At 58.9% G+C, this 17212-nt stretch carries 17 protein-coding genes and 1 tRNA gene; 8 read left to right on the top strand and 10 right to left on the bottom strand.

The window, feature by feature from the left end; translation table 11 throughout:
* Positions 1–25: 25 nt before the first annotated feature.
* The 5 genes from HYPMC_RS05340 to HYPMC_RS05320 all read right to left on the bottom strand — a co-directional run bounded on the left by HYPMC_RS05340 (position 26) and on the right by HYPMC_RS05320 (position 6266).
* The gene (locus tag HYPMC_RS05340; protein WP_013946799.1) at positions 26–1048 is read right to left on the bottom strand and encodes an NAD(P)-dependent oxidoreductase; all 1023 of its coding nucleotides are present in this window, start codon (positions 1046–1048) and stop codon (positions 26–28) included.
* A 176-nt stretch (positions 1049–1224) separates the two neighbouring features.
* On the bottom strand, positions 1225–2562 hold the full coding sequence (locus tag HYPMC_RS05335; RefSeq protein ID WP_013946798.1) for a cytochrome c: 1338 nt from the start codon (positions 2560–2562) through the stop codon (positions 1225–1227).
* A complete protein-coding gene (locus HYPMC_RS05330) occupies positions 2559–4709 on the bottom strand; it encodes a molybdopterin cofactor-binding domain-containing protein (RefSeq protein WP_013946797.1) in 2151 nt (716 codons plus the stop codon). The genes HYPMC_RS05335 and HYPMC_RS05330 overlap by 4 nt, the downstream gene beginning before the upstream one ends.
* Positions 4710–4720: 11 nt before the next feature.
* The gene (locus tag HYPMC_RS05325; RefSeq protein WP_013946796.1) at positions 4721–5173 is read right to left on the bottom strand and encodes a (2Fe-2S)-binding protein; all 453 of its coding nucleotides are present in this window, start codon (positions 5171–5173) and stop codon (positions 4721–4723) included.
* A 169-nt stretch (positions 5174–5342) separates the two neighbouring features.
* On the bottom strand, positions 5343–6266 hold the full coding sequence (locus tag HYPMC_RS05320; RefSeq protein WP_013946795.1) for an alpha/beta hydrolase: 924 nt from the start codon (positions 6264–6266) through the stop codon (positions 5343–5345).
* A 317-nt stretch (positions 6267–6583) separates the two neighbouring features.
* On the opposite strand from HYPMC_RS05320, the gene HYPMC_RS05315 reads away from it, so the two are divergent.
* From HYPMC_RS05315 to HYPMC_RS05300, 4 genes are all read left to right on the top strand, one after another.
* A complete protein-coding gene (locus HYPMC_RS05315) occupies positions 6584–7234 on the top strand; it encodes a DedA family protein (protein WP_013946793.1) in 651 nt (216 codons plus the stop codon).
* 261 nt (positions 7235–7495) lie between these two features.
* A complete protein-coding gene (locus HYPMC_RS05310; RefSeq protein ID WP_244420984.1) occupies positions 7496–8929 on the top strand; it encodes a phenylacetate--CoA ligase family protein in 1434 nt (477 codons plus the stop codon).
* A 375-nt stretch (positions 8930–9304) separates the two neighbouring features.
* The gene (locus HYPMC_RS05305) at positions 9305–10735 is read left to right on the top strand and encodes a nitrogen regulation protein NR(II) (RefSeq protein ID WP_035575748.1); all 1431 of its coding nucleotides are present in this window, start codon (positions 9305–9307) and stop codon (positions 10733–10735) included.
* The gene (locus HYPMC_RS05300; RefSeq protein WP_013946790.1) at positions 10732–11382 is read left to right on the top strand and encodes a response regulator transcription factor; all 651 of its coding nucleotides are present in this window, start codon (positions 10732–10734) and stop codon (positions 11380–11382) included. The genes HYPMC_RS05305 and HYPMC_RS05300 overlap by 4 nt, the downstream gene beginning before the upstream one ends.
* Positions 11383–11712: 330 nt before the next feature.
* Here the strand turns inward: HYPMC_RS05300 and HYPMC_RS05295 are convergent, their stop codons facing one another.
* Positions 11713–12054: a hypothetical protein gene (locus HYPMC_RS05295; protein ID WP_041299742.1), complete on the bottom strand. Its 342-nt coding sequence runs from the start codon at positions 12052–12054 to the stop codon at positions 11713–11715.
* Between the two features lie 239 nt (positions 12055–12293).
* A tRNA-Ser gene (locus HYPMC_RS05290) sits at positions 12294–12386 on the bottom strand.
* Positions 12387–12544: 158 nt separating this feature from the next.
* On the opposite strand from HYPMC_RS05290, the gene HYPMC_RS05285 reads away from it, so the two are divergent.
* Positions 12545–13183 (top strand): hypothetical protein, encoded by a 639-nt coding sequence (locus HYPMC_RS05285; RefSeq protein WP_013946787.1) that lies wholly within the window; start codon positions 12545–12547, stop codon positions 13181–13183.
* 67 nt (positions 13184–13250) lie between these two features.
* Here the strand turns inward: HYPMC_RS05285 and HYPMC_RS05280 are convergent, their stop codons facing one another.
* Entirely contained in the window at positions 13251–13523 is a 273-nt protein-coding gene (locus HYPMC_RS05280) for a sel1 repeat family protein (protein ID WP_013946786.1), read from the bottom strand.
* A 423-nt stretch (positions 13524–13946) separates the two neighbouring features.
* On the opposite strand from HYPMC_RS05280, the gene HYPMC_RS05275 reads away from it, so the two are divergent.
* Positions 13947–14219 (top strand): hypothetical protein, encoded by a 273-nt coding sequence (locus tag HYPMC_RS05275; RefSeq protein WP_013946785.1) that lies wholly within the window; start codon positions 13947–13949, stop codon positions 14217–14219.
* 37 nt (positions 14220–14256) lie between these two features.
* Here the strand turns inward: HYPMC_RS05275 and HYPMC_RS05270 are convergent, their stop codons facing one another.
* Both HYPMC_RS05270 and HYPMC_RS05265 read right to left on the bottom strand, forming a co-directional pair.
* A complete protein-coding gene (locus tag HYPMC_RS05270; protein WP_013946784.1) occupies positions 14257–14901 on the bottom strand; it encodes a glutathione S-transferase N-terminal domain-containing protein in 645 nt (214 codons plus the stop codon).
* 8 nt (positions 14902–14909) lie between these two features.
* The gene (locus HYPMC_RS05265) at positions 14910–15878 is read right to left on the bottom strand and encodes a quinone oxidoreductase (protein WP_013946783.1); all 969 of its coding nucleotides are present in this window, start codon (positions 15876–15878) and stop codon (positions 14910–14912) included.
* Between the two features lie 175 nt (positions 15879–16053).
* On the opposite strand from HYPMC_RS05265, the gene HYPMC_RS05260 reads away from it, so the two are divergent.
* Both HYPMC_RS05260 and HYPMC_RS05255 read left to right on the top strand, forming a co-directional pair.
* Entirely contained in the window at positions 16054–16494 is a 441-nt protein-coding gene (locus HYPMC_RS05260; RefSeq protein WP_244420983.1) for a hypothetical protein, read from the top strand.
* Positions 16495–16590: 96 nt separating this feature from the next.
* On the top strand, positions 16591–17145 hold the full coding sequence (locus HYPMC_RS05255) for a DedA family protein (RefSeq protein ID WP_013946781.1): 555 nt from the start codon (positions 16591–16593) through the stop codon (positions 17143–17145).
* The last annotated feature ends 67 nt before the right edge of the window (positions 17146–17212 follow it).

Below are 17212 nucleotides of genomic sequence, written 5' to 3'. Positions count from 1 at the left end.
ATGGGCATCGCCTTGGCGGCATCTGTCACGATGACAGCACAACCACCGATATGCCGGCGGCTCGAAGTGCCTCCAGCTCTTGCTCCTCGCCTCGTCTACTCGCATCCGCGTTGAGCCTGACGCGCACAACTTGGCGGCCGCTCTTTGCCGACGCGACAACGGCGGATGTGTCGCCGCCTAGGGTGTTCACGATCGGATGACGGCGCGCCTCGCGCCGGGCGAAGTCCAACACAGCGGCCGGGACATCGTCGTCGTAGAAAATATCGTCCGCAGCCCGCAATGCCCTCACGGCTCCAAGCGTCAGCATGTCCGCGTCATTTCCAATCCCGATGACCGTCACGGCCTCCGGTGTGCACGCTTCCGGTTCGCCAGCGATCAACTGCGCAATGTCGTCGGCTCCCGGCCCCCGGTCGAGATGGCGAAGAGCGAAATCGGTAAACCGCCGCCAGAAGCGCCGCTTTTGTTCTGGCGTCTCTCCAAAGCGGTCGCTCTCCCTGCGAAGATCGCGCGCCGCACCTGCCCAGAGCCGGAAACTTTCAGGCAGCAAGCTTTCGACCAGCGAGCGGATAGCCTGTCCGAAAACCGGCGCCGCTCCGTCCGTCGAAATCCCCACGACGAGTGGCGAACGATTGACGATCGCGCCGAACTGAAAATCGCAAAGCGCCGGTCGATCGACCACGTTGACCGGTACGCCGGCAGCGCGAGCTGCAGCCGCAAACGCCGCCCCTTCCGCTTCATTAGCAAAGGAGCCAACCGCCAGCGCTGCGTTCGCCAGATCCCCCGGCGACCATCCTCGCTGAACGAGAAGAATTTGTCCGCTCGGCGGTGCTTCGGCCAACGCGAAAAATTCCTCGGCAAACGCTTCGGCAAAAACTTCCACCAGCGCGCCCGTCGCCGCCAACAGCTCCGCCTTCCAGAGCGCCGGTTCGCCGCCGCCGATGAGCACGACGCGTTTGCCGTCGAGCTTAAAAAAGACAGGCAGCGTTGCGAGGGGCCCGATACGGGCGCCCTGACGTGTAGAAACCGTCTCTTGTTTGGCATTCGACATGAACAGAGGCTCGTTTCCGTGCCGCAGCTTCAATGCGGCGACTCTACGAGCTTCGTAACGATCCAGGCCGGGGCGAACAAGCGCCTTCCGGCCCGGAAGTGATACGTCAATTCGATTGAAAAGCCCTCAGCGGGAGCAAAAAAACTCCCGCTGAATTCGTTAACGTGGCAGTCGGCTTACTGCGAAGCCTGCTTGCTGATGCTCCTGACCTCGTCGGCGGTGATACGCGACTTCTCGGCTCCGAACCGCGCGGTGATGTAGTTCGACACCGCTGCGATTTCTTCGTCCGTATAGGCGGCGCCGAAGGCGGGCATCTTCACAACCCCGTCTGGCGTGTGCCGCGTCACGCCCCAGACAATCGCCTGAGCGACGTTCCTTGCCGTCGGATCGTTGACCGTCCGGCCGCCGATGAAGTCGGCGTAGGAAAGTACAGCGCTCTTGCCGGTCCAGTTGTGGCACGCAGCGCATGCCCCAGCAAAGACCATGGCGCCCCGTTGGTTCTCGCTCATTTCATGGTCGCTTGGGAATGCGGACGCCAGCATCGTCTTCGGAACAGGCAATGAGGTATCGGCGATCGCCGGGATCGTCTTCAGATAGACGACGAGCGCATTGATATCTTCAGGCGCCATATGCCGAAGGCTCATGTCGATGGCTTCACCCATCGGCCCCGAAGCGGTGCCCAAGCCTTCGACGTGGCCGTGCGCCAGGAAGTTCGCCGTCGTTTTGATATCCCAGCTGCCGATGCCGGTCGTCTTGTCCTGCGTGATGTTGTAGGCACGCCAACCCGCAGTCACAGCTCCGGCAAACTTCTTCTTGTTGTCGACGGCCTGCAGCAGATTGCGCGGTGTATGGCATTCGCCGCAGTGCCCGAGCGCTTCCGCAAGATAAGCACCACGGTTCCATTCCGCACTCTGGCCCGGATTCGGACGATACCGCTCGTCGCTGTTGTAGAACAACGACCAGAACATCATGCCCCAGCGCTGATTGAACGGAAACATTAGCGTGTTTTCCGGCGTCGGTTGATGCACCGGCTTCAGGCTAAACAGATAAGCCTTGATCGCCAGCGCGTCGTCATTCGTCAGCAGCGTGTAGGACGGATACGGAAACGCCGGATAGAAACGCGAGCCATCCGGCGCAATGCCCTTGTGCAGCGCATTGATGAAGTTGGCGTCCGTCCAGTTACCGATGCCGGTTTCCTTGTCGGGCGTGATATTCGGCGAGTAAAGCGTGCCGAACGGCAGCTTGAACGCCAAACCGCCAGCGTAAGGCACGCCGCCCTTGGACGTATGACAGGCTTCGCAGTCGGCCGCACGCGTGAGATATTCGCCGCGTGTGATGATATCGGCCTTCGCGAGGCTAGGCGGCACGCCCGTCGGATTTGTGTCCTTGTAGTCGGCAAGCGCCACTGTGCTGCCACCCGCAAACGCGGTCGGATCCGGCACATAGATGATTATGCCGGCGACGATGCACGCGACGGCCGCGAGCGCCAGTAGAACCCAGTAAATACGTTTCATACAGGCTTTCTCCCGGCCAGCGCCTTGCGATCGATCGGAAGCCGCGTCAGCCGCACGCCCGTTGCTGAAAACAGCGCGTTGACGAGGGAGGCTTGTACGGATGCCGTTCCCGGTTCACCGATCCCGCCCGGATGTTCGGTGCTCTGAATGAGATGCACCTCGATCTTCGGCGCTTCGTTGATGCGCAACATGCGATAGTCGTTGAAGTTGCCTTGCTGCACCCGACCGTTCGCAATCGTGATCTCGCTGAAAAGCGCCGCGGTCAGACCAAAGATCATGCCGCCTTCGATCTGCGCGACGATCGTATCCGGGTTGACGGGAATGCCCGTATCGACAGCCGTGACGAGCCGATGAACGCGGACCTCTCCGCTCTCATCGACCTCTGCTTCGCAAATGGTGGCAAGGTAGGTGCCCCACGCATTCTGCACCGCAACTCCTCGACCCATCCGTGGGGACAGCGGCGCTCCCCAGTTACCCTTTTCAGCGGCGAGTTGAAGCGCAGCTTTAGCGCGCGGATTGTGATCGAGATGCTTCAGCCGAAAGGCAACCGGGTCAACCTTCTCCTTGAACGCAATGTCGTCGACGAAACTTTCAATCGTGAAGATATTGTTGTTTGGTCCGACACCGCGCCAGAAACCGGTAGGAACCGCTGGCGGCTCGGCGCGGATATATTCGACCTTGAAATTCGGGAAGTCGTAAGGCTGATCGATCGCCGCATCTACCGCGTCGATATCGACGCCGTTCTTGAACGCCGGCGGAAGCCAACGCGCGATAACGGCAGATCCCGTAATGCGATGTGACCAACCCTGGATCTTCCCGTCCTTGACGGTCGCCGAGACCGCATTGTGATAAACCGGCCGATAGACGTCATGCTGCGTGTCTTCTTCACGCTTCCACGTCACTTTGACCGGAGCATCAACGTGCACGGCGACGCGCGCCGCCCGCACCGCCATGTCGTGGTCGAGCCGCCGTCCAAAACCGCCGCCAACATAGAAGTTATGAGCAGTTACTTTCTCGACCGGGAGCCCGACGGCCTTGGCGACGTCTTCCTGCACGCGGCCGATGACCTGCGTTCCGATCCAGACTTCGCACGCGTCTTTCGTGTAGTGGACCGTGCAGTTCAGCGGCTCCATCGTCGCATGCGCGAGGAAGGGCAACTCGTAAACGCCGTCGTAGCGCGCTCCGTCCGACAGCGCGGACTTCACGTCACCTACGTCCTTCGCGACTGCGCCCTGCCCTGTGCTGGCCGCCCTCAGGGCCTCCCAGATTTGCTCCGAATTGACGTTCGCGTTCGGTCCTTCGTTCCACTCGATATCGAGCGCATCGAGCGCCTGTATCGCGGCCCACGTCGTATCCGCGACCGCCGCGACAAAATCATCCTCGGCAACGAACTGCCGATAGCCCTTGATCTCTTTCGCCTTCGTATCGTCGACGTGTCCGACCTTGCCGCCGAACACCGGGCATTGCGCGATGGCAGCAAACTTGACGCCTGCCGGCATCGCATCGATGCCGTACTTCGTCGCGCCCGTCGTCTTATCGGGCGTGTCCTTGCGCTTCACCGGCTTGCCGATAAGCGTGTAATCCTTGGCATCCTTGAGCTTCGGATCGGCAACAGGCTTCATCGTGGCCGCCGACGCCGCGATAGAGCCGTAGCTGACCTTGCGGCTGCTGGCGTCGTGAATGACTTCGTTGTTCGACGTCCGGCATGACGAAGGGTCGACACCCCATTGTTGCGCAGCCGCTTCGACCAGCATGCCTCGCGCCGAGGCGCCCGCCTTGCGCAGCGGATCCCAGAAAGCCTTAACCGACGTCGACCCACCGGTGGCCTGCAGGCCGAAAATTGGATTGATGTACGCCTTATCGGGCGGCGCGTGCTGCAAAACGACTTTGTTGAAGTCGGCATCCATCTCGTCCGCCAGGATCATGGCGACAGTCGTGTAAATGCCCTGGCCCATTTCAACCTGGGGCATGACGAGCGTCACGACATCGTCGTCACCGACGCGAATGAACGCGTTGGGTGCAAACGAGTCGCTCGCCGCACGGGCGACGGGCATCCTGAAGCTGACAAGGAGAAAACCAGCGGCACCGGCCTTCAACAGATCGCGCCGCGAAAGGCCGCGTGTCTCGGCCATGACATTTGTTCGCATGAACGCCTCCCTTACGCCGCAGCGGCTTTTTTGATGGCAGCCCGAATGCGGACATAGGTGCCACAACGGCAAATATTGCCGGCCATCGCCGCATCGATATCGTCGTCAGTCGGGTTCGGCTTGTGCGCCAGAAGCGCAGCCGCGGACATGATCTGTCCGGACTGGCAATAGCCGCATTGAATGACTTCGAGGTCGAGCCAGGCCTTCTGAATTTTAGCACCTGTTTCCGTCGCGCTGACGCCCTCGATGGTCGTGATCGGGCGATCACCGACCGATCCGACCGACAATTGGCATGAGCGAACAGCCTGACCGTCGAGATGGACTGTGCAGGCACCGCATTGCGCGATACCGCAACCGAATTTCGTTCCGGTCATGCCTAGCACATCGCGCAAGGCCCACAGCAGTGGCGTTTCGGGCGAAACGTCCACCTCGTGCGACTGACCGTTAACTTGAAGGGTGATCATCGAGAGCTCCCGGCACAAAATGATCGACGTTAGACCGACGATCTTTATCGCAGTCTGAGAAGGCTCTTATATTACTTCTATCATTCCTTCGTTCAATGTCGCGGGAATGTCGGAATTCATGCGATTTCCGACATGCGATATAGCCGGACAACGATATCGAATTATCGTTTTAGTCCGAATCTCCGATTGCCATCGCAGTCGTCGCTCCGCGATCCGCTCGAGAAAGATATGAGACAATCGCACGCATCACCGGCGGTGCGAACAAGATGTTTCGATGACCGAAACCCTGGAACGACAGCAACTCCGCTGCGGCGACGTTATTGGCGATCTCTTCGGCCGCCTCGAACGTGACGTCACGGTCGTCCCGATCGTGGACGACGAGCGCTTTCGCGCCGATAGCCGGCAAAAGCTTAGTGATCGCGAAACAGCGAAGCGCACGGCCGCCGACGCGTTCCAGCCGATGCTCGAAGGCCTGTTGTCCGGCAAGTGTCAGGCCCCAATGCACCGAAAAATCGGCAGTGACTTGCGATAGACGGTTCGGACAAGCAACCAGCACGAAACGCGGAATATCGAGCTTGCAGGGCATCGGCATGCGCCCCTCCGCCGCAACGAGCGAAATCATGCCGCCGAAGGAATGTGCGACGACCGCGCTGATCGGACCAAAATGCGCGGCCACTGCCGCCGTTGCGCGCGCGCAGTCGATTAGGTTCGTCGAATGAGCGCCGCTCAAGCCATGCGCCGGCAAATCGAGCAGGACGACGCGATATCCTGCTCGCCGGATCGGCTCGGCAATCGCAGTCATGAAAGAGGCTTCGGCCGTCCAGCCGTGAACGACGAGAATCGTGCCCCTCGGCGCATCGGTGTCCGGATCGAACGTGTACGTCTGGATATCGGCGACCGGCGTCGGAATACGAGCCCAAGACGCATTGCGCAAATGAAACCGAGCCCGCTCGACGAGCTGATAATGATTTGAAGCGCGATATTGCGATAATTCCGGCGTACAAAAAATCCTGAATGCCGTATCGCCCGCAATTCCCGGAGGAAGCGCGGAAAGTCGCTGCCCATTCAGCAATGTCTTGGGAATCCAAATCATCGGCTATCTCTGAATTCCGATATTCAATTCCGCAAGGCGCAGCCTGCGACGATGGTTGATGCACCGTTTATTGCGCCACGTTCGCGCCAAGTGCGCAATTAAGAACCACGAGTTCGATTATCTTGCCAGCCAAGAGATATACGGAAATGCCGCCTATTGCATTTCGCTGGATGGTGCCGCCGCGAACGGACGGGCCGCCAATCGACGTGAACAATGCAATCCACTCCAGCGAGTTCGATTGACATTAAAATGACAGCACAATTAGTGGTGCTGACGGGCGTTGCGTGTTCGCTGCGCCGTCACAGAGAGGGATACGCTTGCTTTCTCCAGAACAGTTGCACCACCTATTCCAAACCTATGGCGTCTGGACGGTTGCCCTGATCGTCGCACTCGAAAGCCTAGGTATTCCGCTGCCCGGCGAAGCCGTGCTGATCCTGGCGTCGGTCTATGCCGCAACCCATGACGGCAATATCGCGATGGTCATCGCCGCAGCGACGATCGGCGCCATCGTCGGCGACAACATCGGCTACATGATTGGCCGTGAATTCGGCTATCGCCTCGTTCTGAAATTCGGTGCTTACCTGGGGTTGACCGAAGGACGCATCAAGCTCGGTCAGTACCTTTTTCAGAAGTATGGCGGCACCGTCGTTTTCTTCGGCCGCTTCTTTGCCGTCTTGCGATTTCTTGCCGCGTTCCTCGCCGGCGTCAATCAATTGGCATGGCCGCGTTTTCTTGTCGCCAACGCTCTGGGAGGACTCGTCTGGGCGAGCATTGTCGGCATCTCTGCCTACACATTCGGACGGAGCATACACGCGGTTCAGGGGCCGGCAGGAATTATCGGCATCACGATCGCTCTGGTCATCCTGTTTGCGATCTTTATCTATTTGAAACGCCATGAAGCGGAACTTCAGGCCCGGGCGGAAGCTTCTCTTCCAGGACATCTTCCCGGCTTTGAACCCCGCGACTGAGTTGCGTCACCATCTGAGCAAGATCGTCGTTTGCTGACACTCTTCAATAAGTGGCAATGGAAACGTCTTCGTTTGGATTGAACCGGCGGTGTAAAAACATGCGGATCGCAGTTTTCGCTGCCAATTTGTCCGCCGTTGCCATACTTAAGCCGCGTCGAGGGCGGTCATGCCGCTGATGCAAGTTTGCTCGGGTTCTGCCCCTAACAATTATCGTCGTATCTCAAAGGCTTATATCTGATGAGAGGATTTCTCCGGGCAGTCGTGGATCAAGTGAAATTGGCGCTCGCCATTCGCTCGCTTTTGCCACCACGCCCCGAAGACATGGAAGCCCGCGCCGCGGCGCGGGAAGCCAGGTTTCGCAAACTCCTGAACTACGCCAACGAAAACTCACCGTACTATCGCAAGCAGTTTCAGGGCATCGACTTGAATACCTGCTCCATCACAGATCTGCCCACGCTCACGAAGGCGCAGATGATGGAGAATCTCGACGATATCCTGACCGACCGTGCCGTCCGGCGCGAAGGTCTGGAACGCTTCATGTCCAATCCTTCGAACGTCGGCTCGTATTACAAAGACAATTACGCCGTCTGCCATACGTCCGGCAGTCAGGGACAGCCGGCAATTATCGTCCAGGACAAACCCGCGATCTTGACGACCTTCGCAGCGCAATTTGCGCGCGGCACACCGGTTTCGCGGCGCTTTCTGCCGTTCCTGCAGAAGCTCTTCAATCCGGCCCGATTTGCGATCATCACGCAGAAACCCGGTTTCTATCCAAGCAGCACGTTCTTCAACTATTTCCCCGAGCGTGCGCGCCGATACATCAAGTTGCAGCGCCTTTCCGTTTTCGATCCGCCAGAGGTGCTGGTCGAAAAGCTGAATAGCTTTCAGCCGAACTTCATCACCGGCTACACGAGCGCGCTCGAAACGATCACACATGAACTCCACGCTGGTCGCTTGAAGCTGAACGGTGATCTCCAGCAGATGACAAACATCAGCGAGCCATTGCCGGAAGCCATCGCCCAGCGCGTCGAGAAAGCCTTCGGCGTTCACATCACCAACGTCTACAGCATGGCGGAATGCATGGCTCTGACCTGCGGCTGCCAAGCGACGCACGGCAGCCACCTGAACGACGAGCTGGCCTTCCTTGAGGTCGTGGATGCAAACAACCGTCCGGTCCCCAAAGGGACCGCGGGAAGCAAAGTGCTGCTTACGAACCTCTACAATCTCGCCCAGCCGATCATCCGCTACGAGATCGACGACGTCGTCACGATCAGCCCAGAGCCTTGCGAATGCGGCAGCCTGCTGCCCCTGGTCAAGGCTGTCGAAGGCCGCGCCAAAGATCAGTTCTGGGTCGACGTTAATGGCGAGATCCGCGACCTACCGTATTATGTGTTCCTGCTCGCACTCCATACGGAGACCGATCTCGCGGAGCATCAGTTTCTGCAAACCGGCGTCAACAAATTCGTCTTGCGCGCCGCGCCGCTCGCTGGCCGCACGCTGTCCGCCGAAAAACTGCGTGAACTCATTCAGCAGTCGGTGACGGCTGAGGGCTTGGCCGACGTGATCACGTTCGATATCGAAATTGTCGATAAAATTGCGCCGGAACAGTCGGGCAAAGTTCGCCGCGCCAAGAACGTTTTCGGCCCACCGCCATCGGCTCCCAACCCGGCACACGAATTGGCGAGCGAGCCCTAAGCCGCAGCAAAACCGCACAAATCGAGAATGCCATCGGACCGGAAGGAACGACGTACAATGACGTCGTTCCTTTCCGGCAACCGGCATTATCCTGCCGCCGCCACCGAGCACATCAAATTCGCCCCGGATATCCGGCAGACATATTGAATTAAGCCTACTCATCAGAAGTCATAAATTTTTCTAATCAATTCAAGAGTGCTTGAACTACCATTTGTCCCATGGCGCATCGAATAGGGCGCGTGCTTACCACTTATAGCGAGCGACTTTGCACCCAGGTCGAATGTCGCCGCACCGAGAGCGCCAGGCTTCTTCCGGCGAGCCTGCACAGGACAGGTTACGGACCGAATGTTGAAAAATAAAAATTTGCCTTCGCCTATGCAGCCGAATTCCCATCTCAATTCCGCACTTGCTCTTCTCGGCGCGACGGCGATTTTTCTGATCGATACATTCACGCCGCTCGATATCGCGGTCGCGGTGCTTTACGTGGCCGTCATCATGCTGTCGGCGACATTCCTCAGCCGCACGGGACTGCTCGCCATCGCTGCCACATGCGTGTTCCTGACGATCTCATCGTTTATCATCACGCACTGGTCTGATCTGGAAACCAGCGCTCTCATCCGTTGCCTTGTTAGCCTGAGCGCAATCATCGTCACGACGCTGCTGGCGCTTAAAAACAATCAGGCGACCCACGATCTACGCGATCAAGCTGCCCTCCTCGATCTCACCCACGACGCGATCTACGTCCGCGACAACCACGATGTCATCACGTATTGGAACGCCGGCGCCGAACAGCTCTATGGCTGGCCCCGCGAGGATGCGATCGGCAAGGTCGCTATCGACCTGCTCAAATCGAAGTTTCCCAAACCGCTCGCGGAAATCACCAGAGACCTTGCGGCCGAAGGTCGTTGGCAGGGTGAAATCACGCATGCCAAGCGTGACGGTAGCAGTGTCGTAGTCGCCAGCCGCTGGTCGCAGCAGCGCGACGATAAAGGCCGGCCCGTTGCCACGATGGTCACGAACAACGACATAACCGATCAACAGCTTGCCGAAACGGCGCTGCACAAAGCAGAGTCCGAACTTGCCCACGTCACACGCTTGACGACGCTCGGCGAACTGATGGCCTCGATCGCCCACGAAGTGAACCAGCCGCTCGCAGCGGTCGTCACGAACGGCGAAGCGGCATTGCGCTGGTTGAAGCGTGATGTCCCTGATCTCACTGAGGTCAATAACTCGCTCGAACGAATGATCAGCAACGGTCGCCGGGCGAGTGACGTCATTGCGCGGCTGCGGGCGCTGACGCGAAAAACCGATCTCATCCGCGCGCCGCTCGACGCCAACGAACTGTTGGAGGATGTCCTGCTCCTCGTTGAACGGGAGCTCATCGCCCGGGACGTTGCCCTGCGGCTGGACCTCGCGGCCACCCCGTTGCCGCTACTCGGAGACCGCGTTCAGCTCCAGCAGGCCGTCATCAATCTGGCATTGAATGCCGTCCAGGCGATGTCGTCTGTCACCGACCGGCCGCGAACCCTTCGCATCTCGACCAGGCTCGAACAGGACGACAAGGCAGAACCGCCGCAGAAAAACGCGATTATCGAAATTGCCGACAACGGCCCCGGCATCGATCCGGCTGTTATTAGTAAGCTTTTCACGGCATTCTACACGACGAAGTCCGAAGGCATGGGTATGGGACTATCTATTTGCCGTTCGATCATTGAAAGCCACGGTGGCACGATCGTCGCGACGTCTGAACTCGGACACGGCGCGACGTTCACGATCCACTTGCCAGTCCGGGAGGACGCAGCGTGAAAAGCAACCCTAGTTCAGATCGTTCGACCGCCGGCCGTGCCGTCTACGTCGTCGACGACGATCCCGCGCTTCGCGACGCGCTCAGCAGCTTGTTTAGATCCGTCGGCCTGCAAGTTGAGGTGTTCGGGTCCGCCGCAGAATTCCTGGAAAAGAAGCTGCCGGAAATTCCGAGCTGCCTCGTTCTCGATATCCGCTTGCCCGGCGTCAGCGGCTTGGATTTCCAGGCCCAGCTCGCGAAGGCTGGCATTCGGATGCCCGTGATATTCATGACCGGGCATGGTGATATTCCAATGTCGGTCCGCGCCATGAAGGCCGGCGCCATCGACTTCCTGACCAAACCCTTCCGCGACCAGGATATGCTCGACGCCGTCTTTTCGGCGCTGGAGACTGACCGCAAGCAGCTCGAATCCGATCAAAGCATCGCGGATCTGTCGGCTCACTACGAAAGCCTGACGGCCCGCGAGAAAGAAGTCATGGCCTACGTTACGAAGGGGCTCATGAATAAACAGATCGCGGGCGAGATGGGTCTAAGCGAGATCACCGTCAAAATCCATCGCGGTCATGTGATGCGCAAAATGGCTGTAAGGTCGCTCGCCGATCTCGTGCGCGCGGCCGAGAAACTGGGGCTCTCAGGCGTCAGCGCCTGAACGTTCCGATTGCACAAATCGTCTGTCTTCAAAAATAGGGGGCGGCGCCTCGAAGACGGGAGTATTCGAAGGCCTTTGGGGACCAAGGGGGATTGGTTCCGCAGACGACTCGCCGCCCGCCCATAGTTCGTCTAGCCCAAGAAAATGCTTATCGAACCGCGAATTTAGAAGGTCTGCCAAGCATCCCGGACATCCCGCCGGCCATTGAAATTCTGCACACCTTCACGGCATGCCAAATAGTATAAGAGCATCCCGCAGCGATCGATGCTCAGCCACTTCGAGCTTCATGCTTTGCGCATCCGAACGCGTTAAAAAGAAACGGCTGCGCTCTCAGCACTTGATATGAAGCTGATAGGTGCGCTCGGCACCCCCAAACAGATCCGATCCGGAATGGACAACGAACTCTTTGACGATCTGCGGCGCCTCGCATTGATTTTTCAGCGCCAGCAGCGCCATACGATCGCGGGCCAACTGATTATCGGCGTTGATGCCTAAATCCTTCCCGTTCTTGATCGTGACGAGATAGTCGTATTCAGGCGATGGCGATCGCTCGACGCGGAAATTTTCGGACATCGGAAGTCCCGTCACGACGCCGCTGTTGGATGTGCCCGTGCTGGCGCAAGCGGATAGCCCGGCAGAAACAACGAGTGAGCTTAGCTTGATCCAGTCCATAATACGCCCACGCAGGCTCGACGCATCTCGCCTGATCTGACAAATCCATTCTTGTGGCAGCCCCGACCCAAGGCGCCGGAGCGACGCTCCGGCCTGTCCCGAAGCAAGCCCCCTGAGCTTCACGATCTGGAACGCCATTGTGAACAAAAAACGGAAACGCCGTCGTCCATCCACGATGGCATCAAGTTCCGGTGCCTGTGCACTGTCTGTTATCTCGGGATGGGGTGAAGCAATGGTACTGGCGGAGACGGAGGGATTCGAACCCTCGATACGCCTTTAAAGCGTATGACGATTTAGCAAACCGTTGCCTTCAGCCACTCGGCCACGTCTCCCCAAATCAATGGGCAATGGCCCCCTATAGAGGGCACGCCACGGCAATGCAAGACGCGTTGGATGAAGCGGCAAAAGGATACGGCCTTGTCTGGCTACTGCCGCAAAGTCGTCCTAGTCTCTTGGAAGCAATGTTGCTCCATCGAAACGGGTACTGGCTGTGAATTATCGGCCATATTTTCTGACGGGCATGGCCCTCCTGGCGCTTTCAGCCGCAGCACAGGCGGGGGCGACGGAACTCTGCGTCAAATGCACCGGTCCCGACGCGAACTACGCTTGCGTTGTAGGCAACACTTCGAACCCGACGCTCGACACCGTATCGAAATTCTATTGCATCACGAGCCTCGCTAAAGCTGGCTCGCATGCAAGTTGCGCGATAGATCGTAACGTGACTGCGCCCTGCCCTGGCGAGCGCCGAAACCTGCCGATTCCGGCTTTCCTCAATGGCGGCGACGATGGCGCTCCGCCGGGCGACGTGCCAGCGGCGAAGCAGGATCACTCGAGCTTACAGACCCAAGACGCAGCTGCCACCCCGCCAGCCGCCCCGGATGGCGCCGCAGGCGTACCGCCCAAGCCGCCTGTAGAGGAATTGCCCGCCAAGGAAGCGCCGCCAAAGACGGTGCAGGAAATGGTGGAAAAAAGCGGCCTGTCGGCGAGCACCGGCCTCAGCCAGACACAAAAAACTGCTGGCGAAGCCGCAAAATCCGCAAGCACGGCGCTCGAAAAAGCTGGCTCCGCCGTCGGCGGCGCCGCCAAGAGCTCGTGGAAATGCCTTTCGTCGTTTTTCTCAAAGTGCTGAAGCCGATCATGGTGGCCGCGTATAGCGACCGTGGAAAGCGACCGTGGAAAGCGACCGTGGAATGGCCTCAGTGCACTGAAGCCAACCACTCGCGCGCCAACCGCTGCGCCCGCATGATCTCGGCCTTGCTCATGTCGCCAGCAAGTTCCGACCGATAGCGCTTTGCATCGTCGTTGCCGCGGATCGCTGCGATGTTGAACCACTTATGTGCCTGAACGAGATCGATCACCCCGTCACGACCCGAGCAATAGCTGAGGCCGAGTTCGAAAAGAGCGTCCGACTGCTCGCCTTGAGCGGCGTACTCCGCAGTCTGGCGGAACAACACGTCCACACGTGCCATAACTGAATACTCCCAAACCTGACCGCCCAAACGGACTTGATGTCGAAGCACGGCCTGTTACGCGCGCCTTCAAATCGCTGACATAAGGCGCAATCGAACAATCTCAGTCCTTGGATGAAATCTCGTAAAAACCCGCACAAAATTACTGTAAATGCCGGGTAAACTTGCTTTATTTCGAGTTATGCGCCGTCACGCGGTGACCCATTTTTTCCACAACATTACGGTCGGTGACAGGGCGTTAAGCCGGGTTGCCATCATTTGCTAACCATGCTTGAAAAAAGCCCTCTGACGGCCGGTTACGCGGACGGGGTGCAACGGCGTTCAGATGGGGTTCAGCGAAATGCTGGTAACCATAATAACCGGGCCGTAACCGTGCCCGGACAGCAGGAGGGTTCAAGCTGCCAGGCAGCTTGATGAGGGATAATGGATCACGCGATGGTCTGCCGCGTGCTGGCGGCGACAGCATTGTTGGCGCTCGCGGGTTGCGCCCAGGAAGGCGTGCGCCCGTCTTATCTCGGCCTGTCGGATCTTGCCGGGAATAGCCCTGCTTTGAAGCAGCCGTCGCCCTCGACCGGCGACGTGCCGGATATCCTTCGTCACGTTCAATCGAACAAAGTCCTCGGGGCCATGGCGTTCCAGCGCATGACGGGCAGGACAGTCGATCCTGACAGTCTCGTCCGCGGCGACAGCGAGTAAAAAGCTCGCAGTAACAGGCCATCTGAACTGACGAGATTTAGGGCTTCTTGACTGCAAGACCTTTGATCACCGCCGGCCGTGCCTCGATATCGGCAATCCACCGCGCAAGGTTCGCGAACTTGCTGATGTCCTGGTCGAGTGTCTTCCAGTTGTGCATCCATGGAAAACACGCGATGTCGGCAATCGAATACTCGCCCGCGAGATACGGCCTATCGGCGAGCCGTTTGTTCATCACCGAAAACAGCCGCTCGACTTCTTTCTGATAGCGATTGATCGCGTAGGGAATTTTCTCCGGGGCGTAGTGGGCGAAGTGATTGTATTGCCCGGCCATCGGGCTAAGACCGCCAACCTGCCAGAACAGCCATTCGTCCACGTCCGCCTTGACGCGCTCGTTCGCGGGATAAAACGCACCGAACTTGCGTGCGAGGTGACGCAGGATGGCGCCCGATTCAAAAATCGCGAGCGGATTGCCGTCCGGTCCATCTGGATCGACGATAGCCGGAATCTTGTTATTCGGCGAAATAGCGAGAAACCCCGGCTCGAACTGCTCGCCCTTGGTCAGATCGACGAACCGCACGTCATACGGCACGCCGAGTTCTTCGAGCATAATCGAAATTTTAAATCCATTCGGCGTCGTCCAGAAATAGAGAATGATCGGCTCGTCTTCGAGATCGTCCAGCATCTTCCTCCTCAGGGAACGAGAATGACCGAACCCGTCGTTCTTCGAGCCTCAAGATCGCGATGAGCATCGGCGGCACGAGCGAGCGGATATCGATGGTTGATCGAGATCCGAATTTTTCCGCTCAGCACCATCTCGAATACGTCTGCGGCGTTTTCTTCCAAATCCTGAGTTGTCGCCGTATAGGCTAAAATCGACGGTCGCGTGGCGAACAGCGAACCTTTAAGCGCCGTGAGCTCAAAAGGGGGCACCGGTCCCGACGCATTGCCGAACGAGGCCCACAAGCCTCTCGGCCTGAGGCAATCGAGCGATCGCGGGAACGTATCCTTGCCGATGGAATCGTAAACGACGTCGCATCCCTTTCCCGCCGTTAACTCTCGAACGCGCTCGACGAAGTCTTCGCGGGCGGTGTTGATCACGTGCGTACAACCGTTTTCGCGCGCCAGTTCCGCTTTCTCATCGCTGCCCACCGTGCCGATCATCGTCGCACCGAGCGACCGAGCCCATTGGCAGGCGATGAGGCCAACGCCCCCTGCCGCAGCGTGAAACAACAGTGTCGTGCTAGCATCGACCCGATAGACGTCGCGAAGCAGGCAACGGACCGTCATGCCTCGAAGCAGCATCCCCGCTGCCGTCTCGTAGTCGATCCCGTCCGGAATTTTGACGAGGCGGTCGGCCCGCACGGTGCGCACCTCTGCGTAGCCGCCGATCGCCCCCGCATAGGCGACACGATCGCCGACCTTCAATCGGGCCACTTCGGGCCCCAGCGCGATTACCTCGCCCGCACCTTCCGAGCCGATCGTCACCGGATATTCGGGAAGCTTGTAGAGGCCACTCCGGTGATAGATATCGATGAAATTCACGCCAATGGCGTGCTGACGAAGAAGCACCTCGCCCGGTCCCGGGACCGGCATTGCGACTTCTTCGTAAACAAGCGCCTCGGGGCCTCCGATAGAATGCACGCGGACCGAATGTGGCATCGAATGTTCCTTCCGATCGAACTTGTGGACCAAGTGATGCCGTTTCACAGCGAATCCCGCTAGTGGCTTGGCAAGGGTCACATCTTAGACTGCCCTCTGCCACGAGCCTGCCACGCTGACTTTCTACCCGCAGGGGGCAACGACAACGGAATATATCTTGCGAAGCCCGCCGACTGTGCAGCGCCCCAGAAAGCCGCGTACCGCCTTGATGCTCGTCTTGGCGTCGTTGGCCGTTGGCGGCTGCGCGGGCAACCAGGCCGCTCTCGGCGATCCGGCGCGCGGCCTGAAGTGTGTCGACGACAGCCACGTCTGCATCAGCCAACGCAAGATGGTCTACGATTCCTACATGGCGGATTCGTCCCGCGCTTGGATCAATCAGCCCGCAGGTCCCCACGAATACGCATCCGGCGTACGCCTCATGGCCCTGAGCAAGAAGCGCAAGGAACTCTCCTGCGCCGAGTTGCAACACGGCAAAGAAGAGGCCGACCGTGGCCCGACCGTGTTGACGGGCGGCGCCTATGTCGGGATTACGTCAACTCAGGTCGCACGCGGCGCGATGCTGTCCCGTGAAGTCTCGAAAGAACTCGCGAAGGAAATTGCGCGCCGATGCAGGTGAGGCTTGACGCGGCCCGTCGGCTCCCCATTTTGCCGGGAGGGCGTTTACGCCGTGCACGCCAACAAACAACAATAACACCAGCGCGAAAGCTTCAGAATGAGCGTGCATGACTTCGTCGATGCAGTCGTCACTTTCGTAAGAGCGAACGAAAACTGGGCCGTGCCCGTCGCCTTCGCCGTAGCCTTTCTCGAAAGCTTCTGCTTTCTGTCCATTCTCTGGCCCGGCACCGCAATTCTCGTGGGAATTTCCGCGCTGCTCGCCAAAAGCGGCGTGGAATTAAGCGTGCTTTGGCCGGCTATCGTGGCAGCAGCCGTGGGCGGATCGTTTGGCTATGCGCTCTCCTATTGGATTGGCCTCTATTTCAAAGATGGCATCCGCGAGATGTGGCCCTTCAATCGCAACCCCGCGCTGGTCGAGAGCGGACAGGCGTTCTTCGATAAGTGGGGTGCGCTGAGCGTGTTCTTCGGCCACTTCTTCGGGCCGATCCGGGCGGTCATTCCTGTCGTGGCCGGCATGTACGCTTTGCCGCAGTGGCAATTTCAACTCGCCAATATTGTATCAGCGTTCATTTGGGCGGCTGGCATTATTGCCCCATCCTATTTCGGCTTTGGCTATCTTCTAGGCACGGAATCCCCGCCCCCGTCCCCATAATGCAGCCTGAGCTTGCGCGACGCAGCGCGATCCCTTAGAGGAACGCCCAATGCTGCGCTTCGATGCG

The organism is Hyphomicrobium sp. MC1, assembly GCF_000253295.1.
In the GTDB taxonomy this organism is placed as follows: Bacteria; Pseudomonadota; Alphaproteobacteria; order Rhizobiales; family Hyphomicrobiaceae; genus Hyphomicrobium_B.
Note: the sequence above shows the minus strand (reverse complement) of the source record. Positions and strands in the feature narration are given on the sequence as shown.